Here is a 9,632-nt window from a genome sequence, read left to right as displayed (position 1 = left end):
TGATGGAACAGCTTAGAAATGAAGACAGCAGCTCATTTGAGCGCTTATACCACCACTACTACGCTTCTATTGCCACCTATATTACGCATCACTTTGGCACTGCTGCCGATGCCGAAGATATTTTCCAGGAAACGATGATCGTCTTCCTGCAAAAAATACGGCAGCCTGAATTTATCCTTTCTTCCTCCCTAAAAACCTACCTGTTTGCCATTGCCAGAAACCTTTGGCTGAAAAAACTCCGGGATAATAAACTGGTCCCCGTTGAGGACCTGGAAAAATATTGCTCCGATAACGAAGCACTTACCTTTGAACTACAACCGCCAACAGACAAGGCGGAAAGGATGATGACCTGGCTGACAAAGATTTCTGCCAACTGCCAACGCATTTTGAAAGCCCTTTTCTTTTATAAAGAACCTATGGGCAGTCTGATGAAGAAGATGGGCTGGAAAAATAAACATACCGCCGCCAATCAACAGTACAAGTGTATACAGCAGGTGAAGAAAGAAAAAAATAACGCGCCCATGAATGGGTGATTAATTAAAACATCGGGTATTAATGATTGAACATTTAAACTACACCCGATGAACAAAAACACAAAAATCATTCTCTGCCTCGTTTCTGCTGCCTTATTAGGTACCTGTATTTATCACTTTTTTGGATAACAAAAAACTGGTCACATGAAAGCATCCCTCAATATCTGGGGTATCAAAGAAGTAACCGGCGATGGCATCAGCTGCCCTGTTATTCCGGCGAATATTCCCTGGTATAAAAAAGTAGTCCTCACCTTTTTTCGTTTCGGTGTATGCCCGTTATGCATTACGATGAGTTTGACTTATAACATAACGACCTTCTTCCGGAAAATAGTGGGAAAGCATCGGATCCGATGATCATTCGTTGGCCTAAAGCAGCCATGGCCATTAAAACTATGGCCATGGCTGTAAAGATGGTTGATTTATAGATGTTGCTTTAATTGAGGCATCCTTCTACTTGCTAAGACTATAATTTGTATACTTCACTTCCGGCCAGCAGAAAACAACCCAGGCCATAGTCTTCGAAATCAGGTACCTTATCAAAAGTCACCGGCTGTCCATCTTTCGGTTCTTTTCCAGTTCCCTGTACAAAGCCCAAGCGACCGTCGGTATCAATACAATTTTTCACGAGCGCATTCCATGCACGTTGTACCACCGGCAAATAGGTTTTGCGGTCAATGAGCCGGTGGTTGATGCCCCAGGCCATACCGTATACAAACAGCGAAGTGCCTGTTAGTTCTTTGCCGGGATAGTTCCCTGCGTCATGCAGACTGGCATTCCAAAAACCATCGGGGCGTTGAATAGGCAGCAATGCTTTCAGCATGTTGCGATAGTCTTCCAGGTATTCCGCGTAATGAGGATCTTTGGCAGGTAAAAGGGTCAATGTACGCACCAGGGCGGCTACTACCCAGCCATTGCCACGGCTCCAGTAACAATTGGCGCCATTCGGCTCCGTATAGGGAGCATCAAAATCCTTGTCTCTCCACCACAGGTGATCTTTGGGATTATATAAACCTTTGTCGCCCTGACTGTATTTCGTATAGGCATACATGGTATACATCCGGTTAAAATAGGTGGTATCCCTGTAAATCACGCCCAGTCTGGCATACACCGGCATAGCCATTTGCAGTGCATCAATCCACCACCAGTCATCTACTTTGGCAGAGGCATTCATATTATCGATAGCCGCTTTGATATCACGGATACGTTCTTCTTTTTTATCGAGCAGATAGAGATCAATGTAGGTTTGTCCGCAGCACTGATTATCCGCATTCCTCACCGTAGTGCCGCCCCATAGTCCCCATTGGTGGCTTTCTCCCCAGGCCACCGCATAATCATAGTATGCCCGCTGCCGGTCAGTATTATAAAGCGCCATCAGTCCCTCGTAATATACCGCCCGTGTCCATAGATTGGAAGGCCGTTCCTTGTTGGTAAAAGTCGGCTTGCCGGGGTCGGGCCATTTCTGCATAAAGTATTGATTGGTGAGGCGCATAGCTGCCAGTACTTCCTTTTTTGCCGGAATGGTTTGTGCAAAAGCTACCTGGGTAGCAAGGCATAGTATGATCATCAGGTTTTTCATACGTGGTAGTTTTTCAGATCTGTACTTTAATTTATAAAATAACTGTCAGACAAACAATTAAAATAAAGAACTATTTAAAATACACTGCTGGACAGTTGCAAAATATATTGATCCGGAGATATTGATTATCTTTGGTGAAACGGTCCTTTCTCCGGGGATTAAAATCATCCAAATGACTATGACCAGATATCCTGTTTTTGTTTTCCTGACCTTGCTATTGCTGGTATCCTCCTGCCAGCAAAACGATAAAGCCGCTGTTTTTTATCACCAGATCAATGCGATCTATGCGCAGGAAAACAGCGCCGTTTCCTATTTTCTGAATGGGCAGCAACGCTCCGCTGCCATATTAAAAACAGCGCTCGACAAATGCATCGCGAACATAAATGAGTTAGCGCCCTTTGAAGCTGGCGACAGCCTAAGAAGCGCCATGATCGAAGAACTCAGGATGTGGGATAAACTCGCCGACCTGGCCAGTAAAAAACAGGACCCTAATCCCGACGCTGCCGCCATCAACGCATTAACAAGAGAAACCATGGAATGGCAAATGAAGAGAACCACCGTACATGACCGTGTGAACCTGGAAAATGAAAAGTTCGCCAACCGTTTCAATTTAGCCCCACTGAATACCTTTGTAAAGGTGAAGCAAGCCGCTTCCAAATAGGTTTGATCGTTATTATTCTCCCTTTATCCTATCTCCTTTAATGGGGGAGTAATTGGTTGCAGGAACACCGTTCACAATTAATTTATCAAAATAACATTTCACACCGGTGGCCTGATTAAAGTCTTCCACATTTTGCAAATGAAAATGCAAATGAGGCTCGGAAGAATTCCCTGAATTACCACACTGTCCCAGCGTTTGCCCCTGTTTCACCACATCACCCTGCTTTACTTTGATGGTATTTTGTTTGAAGTGCGCCAGTAAAATATACTCCTGAGTTTTTGTTTTCAGCAATATAGCATTACCCAATACATACATAGGATTCAGCACACCCGGCACATTATCTTTCACACCATTGACCGCAAAAACCACTTCCCCATCGCAAGGGGCGATGATAGGCTGACCAAAAGCATAATAATCTTCGTTGGTTTTGCCATCAGTTTTAAAACTCCGCCCTTCCTTGTTGATCACAATATCAAATGCATTTTTTTGAAACCTCACCACCACATGATAATTTAACTCCCTGGTATCTCCGCCCCAGAACACCGTCCATTCGCCTTTAAAAGGCAGGTACATTGGCGTAATGTTCCGCAGGGTATCCGGTTCATAGGGCTTCCTATACAAGCCGGTAATGGCGCCATTATTGTCTACTGCGAGGCTGAGTAATAGGCTCCCTTTTTCAAAGGTTGTTTTATATACAGCAAAGGGCGTCTGGTATTCAACGAACCTGCGCTGTGTAATGTGGCCATAGCTGCTGTTCAACTGTGTCAGAAATGCGGTGGTTTTATCCAATGGGAGAAGCACTTTGGTGGGGGCAGAAAAGGTAGCATAAATACTGTCGTACTGCCCTGCGTTATAAAATTTTTCAAATTTTGCGCTGGCGTCCCGGCTAGCTGCGCTTTCTGTTTGAGAAAAAGCAGTGCTACCGATGAAAGAAAGTAGAAGGATGAAAACAGTTGTTAGCTTCATGGCAAGGGTTTAAATCATTAGTTGTTCAATTTACGCATAAACTTACAGGCCGCAGATATTTTTCGGTCAGGAACATAAAAAAGCCCCGCTTTTTGTAGCAGGGCTTTCCAGTTGTAATAGCATTAAATCTTTCCTTCCGGCATATCAATCACACAAATTTCATAGATCGATGGCGGCGCAGTGGCTTTGGTTACCCGCAGCCGCAGCTTGGCGGCATGATAACTCCGGGGCAGGCGGATCACCTTACAATCACCCATGGGTTTTGACTCCATGTAAATCGTTTGCCATTCTCCATTGTTCCAGATATCTACCGCATATTCCTGAATGCGTGACACCCGGATCTGCGAAAAATTATCTCCTAATTCTTTTATGTCTTTATACTCAAAGATGCTGATCTTATTGAAAGCATCTGAGGGAGTCAACTCCATTTCCACGCTGGCAATGGTATCGGTAGCAGCCCAGCGGCTATCGAGGCTACCATCGTTGATAGCGTTGCCGCTATACTTATTATCTTTATCCGGGTATACACTGGAAGCTGTTGCCGGCTTTTGTGCAGAGATGAACCGGCCGTTCTTCGGCAATGGTTTATTCATGGCTAATCCCAGTCTTTTACCGAGACTGATGGCCCTGAGTGCCGTATACTCCCTGATCCTGCCCGTTTGGTCGGGAGGTACATTCATCACCAGGCAGTTATCGTTATAGGTGGCCCAGTAAAATAATTCTGTGAGTTCATCCAGCTCGCGAACCGGTAACTGCATTGATTTTTCAAACCAGTTGAGACGATCGCTGATGCAAATCGTATGTTCAAAAGGAAGATAATAAGATTGACCGTTGTGCAGGTATTGTTTCTTATCAAATCGGGTAATCATCTGTGGATCCCATAGGCGGAAATCAGAAGGGAAGTATTGAAAGAAATATTTGTTGTCTGTTGTCATTTGCGCAGGCACGGTATAATGACGCTTTCCCTCTTCATTAACGATAGTGTGATTGACACTCACCGCGCAGGCAGGATTAAATTTCTTTACCAGTTTATATACCTGATCCACGCCCCACTCATCTGGTTGCCGGTCCCAGCCCCCATCCAGCCACAGTTCACAGATACTGCCATAGTTCGTAAATAACTCTGTGAGCTGATTGAGCATATAGTTCACATACTTTTGTTTGTCTTTATCTTTATAGGAAGGCTCGTGCCGGTCCCATAACGAATAATAAATGGCAAACTGAAGACCGTATTTTTTACATGCATCCGATACCGCTTTTACCACATCTGTTTTTACCGGTGACGCACCTACGTCGTAAGTAGTATATTTGCTATCCCACAAACAAAAACCATCATGGTGTTTGGTGATCAGTAAAACATAACGAAACCCTGCATCTCTGGCGGTGCGTACCCACTGGTCCGGATCAAGGTGGGTAGGATTATATTTCTCTACCGGAATGGTACCGTCTGACCATTCCACATCGGCAAAGGTATTAATGCCGAAATGTATGAACATGCCATAGCCGCGTTTAATCATTGCCTGCTGTGCAGCATTCGGCTTGTTTGACGGCTGCTGCTGGGACTTTCCAACATTAAAAATGCATACCAGCGCTATTAACAATAACGTTCTTCTCATCATATAGGTCCGTATTATAAAATCGGGATTTAAAAATAAGAGAACTATAAATGATTTTCTGGGACTGAAGTGACTATTACTGAACTTATTTTAACAAAAGGGAGTGGATCATTGTCCGCCTTTCATGGCGTTCAATATCATATCTGTGAGATCAAAGCGGGGGAAGTCGCCCGTGTTACTCAACAATATAATGACGCCTTCATTATCTGTTTGTCTTACAAACATGGTGTAAAATCCGATATCTGTTCCGGGGTGATACACGATGGTATGTGGCGCCGCAGACGCAGCAAAGCGGTGTTGGTCTATCATCCAGCCATATCCGTAAAAAGCATCCCAGTCTGAATAGGCCACCCGGGGCTCACACATGGCCGTACTCATTTCTTTGGAAAGTAATTGATAGGAAGATAGTGCAGCTGCCCATTTCAACAGGTCGCTGGCCGTGGAAACGATGCCGCCGGCGCCCAAAGTATTAGCGGTATAATAGGGAGGCTCTTTTGTTTCATATAAATAGCCGGTAGCCATCTGGTTGTTCCCCGTGGTATCAGTTCCTGCATAGCTATGCGCCATCCCGGCAGGCAAAAAAATGTTTTCTTTCAATACTGTTGTAAAGGGTTTCCTATAATCACCAGCCCCACATCTGCCCTGTTAAATATTATAAAATGTTTGATAGTCTTACAAACGAATAAGGGCCCTCTCCGCGCTTCCTATTTCAATAATAACTATCTTTACCGCAGAGTCATTATACGCCCAAAATACATGCACCATACTAACATTAAGAAAATTGCCATCAAGGCATTAAAAATTATTTCCATATCAATTGCTGCCATTATTTTTTTGTTGTTTTTGCTGCCGATACTTTTTCCTGCAACGATATCCAACAAAATAAAAACATGGACGAACAACAGCATTACCGGGGATCTTAACTTCTCGAAAGCGAGGCTGTCGTTCTTTAACCATTTCCCTTCCCTGACACTTACCCTATATGATTTCAGCCTGAAAGGAGCTGCTCCTTTTCAAACAGACACGTTGATATCAGCGAATGAAGTGGCACTAGGCATCAACCTCTCCAGCGTTTTTTCCAACGCGATTAATATCGATGAAATCTATCTCACAAAAGGAAATATTCATATCCTGGTAGATACCGCAGGGCATCCTAACTACAACGTTTACAAATCAGATACCACCACTTCCACCAATAACAAATCCGACAGTGGCAGCGCTTCGCTGAAGATTGCACGGATACAGCTGGAGCATTGCAATATCATTTACGATGATCAATCGCTCCCCATGTTTCTGCGGGCGTTGGAAGTGAACTACCTTGGTAAAGGAGATCTCAGCCAGGCACAGTTTGACCTGCACTCAAAAATCAACATCGGGTCTTTTGATATCAGCTATGCCGGCACCCAATATATTTTATCTAAAAAACTGAATGGAGAACTGATCACGAAGATCAATACCAATTCACTGGACTTCATTTTTGAAAAGAATGATTTAAAAATAAATGAGTTGCCCGTACGGTTTAATGGCGCCTTCGGCTTCCTGAAAAACGGGTATAAGATGGACTTCCGCCTCAGTTCCATGGAATCAGAACTACATGCTATTTTCGGCGCATTGCCACCGGAGTACGCCAAATGGGCCGAGCACATGAACATCACCGGTACGGCAGATGTAAACGCCACCCTGATTGGTCAGTACCTGGCAGAAAGCAATACCATGCCGGATCTTACCTTTAATATGAAAGTAAGAAATGGTACCATCTCCAACGATAAAGCACCCGCTCCGGTAAAGAACCTGTTCCTCAACTTCCAGTCCACGCTGGCGCAACTCAATACGGATAGCCTCTACGTGAATGTAGACTCTATCTTCTTCAATATTGACAAAGACTACTTCAGCTCTGTGATCCGCGTGAAGGGCCTCAAAACCCCGGAAATCCATATTAAAATGAATACCGACATAGACCTGACCAAATGGAATCAGGCAGTAGGGCTAAAGAGCATGGATGTGAAAGGAAGGCTGAAGGCACATCTGCAGGCAGATGGACAATACGCGAAAAGCGTGGTATATAAAGGATTGCAGCATCGCCCTGATACCATCATCAGCAGCATACCGGTGTTTAATTTTGACGCCACCCTGAGAAACGGTTATTTTAAGTTTGCCTCCCTGCCTGAAGCAGTAAAGGATATCGCTTTTAATGCCACCGCTTCCTGCCCGGACGGCAACTATAGCCACACGTACTTCAACATCACCGATATCAATGCCAATATGCTCAGCAACTACATCAGGGGATACCTGCGGCTCACCAATGCGCAGGAACCACTCATTGATGCGAAGCTGGAATCGGTGCTGCACATGAGCGATCTTAAAAAAGTATACCCGATCGATAGCCTGGATATGACCGGCGACCTCGCGATAAATGTGGTAACGAAAGGAACATACCTCCCAGCCAAACGACTGTTTCCGGTAACCACCGCCAAACTCACCATGAATAACGGGGCCGTACAAACGAAATATTATCCCCACCCGCTGGAGAAAATTAATATAGACGCCACCGTTACCAATACCACCGGGACCATGCGTTCACTGAACGTAGACCTGAAGCCCGTGTCCTTCGAATTTGAAGGACAACCCTTCGTATTGAAGGCCGACCTGAATAACTTTGATAACCTCCGGTATAATGTCACCTCCAACGGCGTCATAGACCTGGGGCGCATCTACCAGGTATTTGCCATCAAAGGATATGACGTTAAAGGTTTTATAAAAACCAACCTGCTGTTGAGCGGTACCCAGAGTGACGCTACCGCCGGAAGGTATAATAAACTGAATAACAAAGGCACCTTAATCATCAAAAACATTGCGCTGACCTCCGATTTACTGCCACTGCCCTTCTTAATCAACAACGGTGTTTTCCGTTTTGACCAGGACAAAATGTGGTTTGATCAGTTTAATGCCAGCTATGGAAAATCGCTGATTAACCTGAACGGATACCTCACCAATGTAATTGGTTACGCTACTACTAAAGACCAGCCGCTGCGCGGTTCCTTTGACCTGAAAAGTGGGTATATACTGGTAGATGAGATGATGGTAAACGGCGTCCAAAAAACACCTGATCCCAGCCAAAGCAGAGCAACAGGCCCTTCCGGCGTGGTGATCATACCGGCCAATCTTTCTCTTACCCTCAATGCCACTGCCGATAAAATCCAGTTCAAAGGAATAGACATCAACAGTTTCCACGGTCAACTGGTGATCGATAGCAGCAAACTTAAATTAAACCAGACCGGCTTTATCATCATCGGCGCCCCGGTGGAAATGGATGCCACCTATGTGAGTCTGCAGCCTAAAAGGGCCATGTTTGACTATCATATCAACGCCAAAGAATTTGATATCAAAAGAGCCTACAACGAAATAAAGATCTTTCATGACATCGCCTCTTCTGCATCTTATGCCAGCGGCATCGTTGGACTGGACTACAACCTGAGTGGCAAGCTGGATGAAAACATGAATCCCGTGTATCCCTCTCTGAAAGGTGGTGGTGTGCTATCGGTGAAGAAAATAAAATTAAAAGGCTTTAAGCTGATGAACGCTGTTAGCAGCAGTACCGGTAAGGGAGATATTAAAGATCCGGATCTTTCCCAGGTGGATATCAAAACAAGTATCAACAACAATATCATCACCATCAACAGAACGAAAATGCGCATCGCCGGCTTCCGTCCGCGTTTCGAAGGACAGGTGAGTCTCGATGGCAAGCTTAACCTCAAAGGCCGTTTGGGCTTACCACCGTTCGGCATATTTGGTATTCCTTTTAATGTAACCGGTACCCAGAACAATCCTGTCATCAAACTACGCCGTGGAAGTGATAAGGATAAACTGGAAGAAACAGAAGACCCGGATGAAGACGATAAAAAATAGTCGTCGTTACTCCTCGCCGCTTTCAATTATTTGACATTTGCAAATATCAAATGTGGTCGCCCTATGCGGTAATGGTTTGAGTTTTCAAACCAGGTTTCCCCTATTCTATAACATATAGGGAGAAAACCATCACAGCGCCCGCATTCCTACCTCCACAATTCGTACATTAGTTCTGCTAATTTTAACATCGACCCTTTTCTTAATATTACCTGATGAAAACATTATTGCTTGTTTTATTGATCATACTTCCCCTGACTTTTTATGCGCAATCTCCTGCTGATCAGGGACTGGCATTGGTGGGGGCCACCGTGTATACTGCTCCTGGAGCTTCTCCCATTACCACTGGGGTGGTGATGATAGAAAAAGGTAAAATT

General features: G+C 44.7%; 7 protein-coding genes and 1 pseudogene. 4 read left to right on the top strand and 4 right to left on the bottom strand.

Annotated elements, in window-relative coordinates:
• Both VIP81_RS00895 and VIP81_RS00890 read left to right on the top strand, forming a co-directional pair.
• Positions 1–533 (top strand): sigma-70 family RNA polymerase sigma factor (locus VIP81_RS00895; RefSeq protein ID WP_331956589.1); only part of this gene is annotated, 533 nt, incomplete at its 5' end.
• Positions 534–677: 144 nt separating this feature from the next.
• The gene (locus tag VIP81_RS00890) at positions 678–887 is read left to right on the top strand and encodes a hypothetical protein (protein ID WP_331956588.1); all 210 of its coding nucleotides are present in this window, start codon (positions 678–680) and stop codon (positions 885–887) included.
• A gap of 109 nt (positions 888–996) precedes the next feature.
• Here the strand turns inward: VIP81_RS00890 and VIP81_RS00885 are convergent, their stop codons facing one another.
• Positions 997–2,109 (bottom strand): glycoside hydrolase family 88 protein, encoded by a 1,113-nt coding sequence (locus tag VIP81_RS00885; protein WP_331956587.1) that lies wholly within the window; start codon positions 2,107–2,109, stop codon positions 997–999.
• A 172-nt stretch (positions 2,110–2,281) separates the two neighbouring features.
• Between VIP81_RS00885 and VIP81_RS00880 the strand changes: the two genes are divergently transcribed.
• Positions 2,282–2,770, top strand: a complete 489-nt coding sequence (locus VIP81_RS00880) for a hypothetical protein (RefSeq protein ID WP_331956586.1) — start codon at positions 2,282–2,284, stop codon at positions 2,768–2,770.
• 12 nt (positions 2,771–2,782) lie between these two features.
• On the opposite strand, the gene VIP81_RS00875 is transcribed toward VIP81_RS00880, so the two are convergent.
• The 3 genes and pseudogenes from VIP81_RS00875 to VIP81_RS00865 form a co-directional block, all read right to left on the bottom strand.
• Positions 2,783–3,736: a M23 family metallopeptidase gene (locus VIP81_RS00875; RefSeq protein WP_331956585.1), complete on the bottom strand. Its 954-nt coding sequence runs from the start codon at positions 3,734–3,736 to the stop codon at positions 2,783–2,785.
• Positions 3,737–3,858: 122 nt separating this feature from the next.
• Positions 3,859–5,355, bottom strand: coding sequence for an alpha-L-fucosidase (locus VIP81_RS00870; RefSeq protein ID WP_331956584.1), 1,497 nt, complete (start codon positions 5,353–5,355; stop codon positions 3,859–3,861).
• A gap of 105 nt (positions 5,356–5,460) precedes the next feature.
• Positions 5,461–5,955, bottom strand: a pseudogene (locus VIP81_RS00865) (serine hydrolase domain-containing protein); the annotation flags it as partial.
• Between the two features lie 153 nt (positions 5,956–6,108).
• On the opposite strand from VIP81_RS00865, the gene VIP81_RS00860 reads away from it, so the two are divergent.
• Positions 6,109–9,258 (top strand): AsmA-like C-terminal region-containing protein, encoded by a 3,150-nt coding sequence (locus VIP81_RS00860; RefSeq protein WP_331956583.1) that lies wholly within the window; start codon positions 6,109–6,111, stop codon positions 9,256–9,258.
• Positions 9,259–9,632: the final 374 nt, after the last annotated feature.

The sequence above is a fragment of the Chitinophaga sp. genome, assembly GCF_036566945.1.
In the GTDB taxonomy this organism is placed as follows: domain Bacteria; phylum Bacteroidota; class Bacteroidia; order Chitinophagales; family Chitinophagaceae; genus Chitinophaga.
Note: the sequence above shows the minus strand (reverse complement) of the source record. Positions and strands in the feature narration are given on the sequence as shown.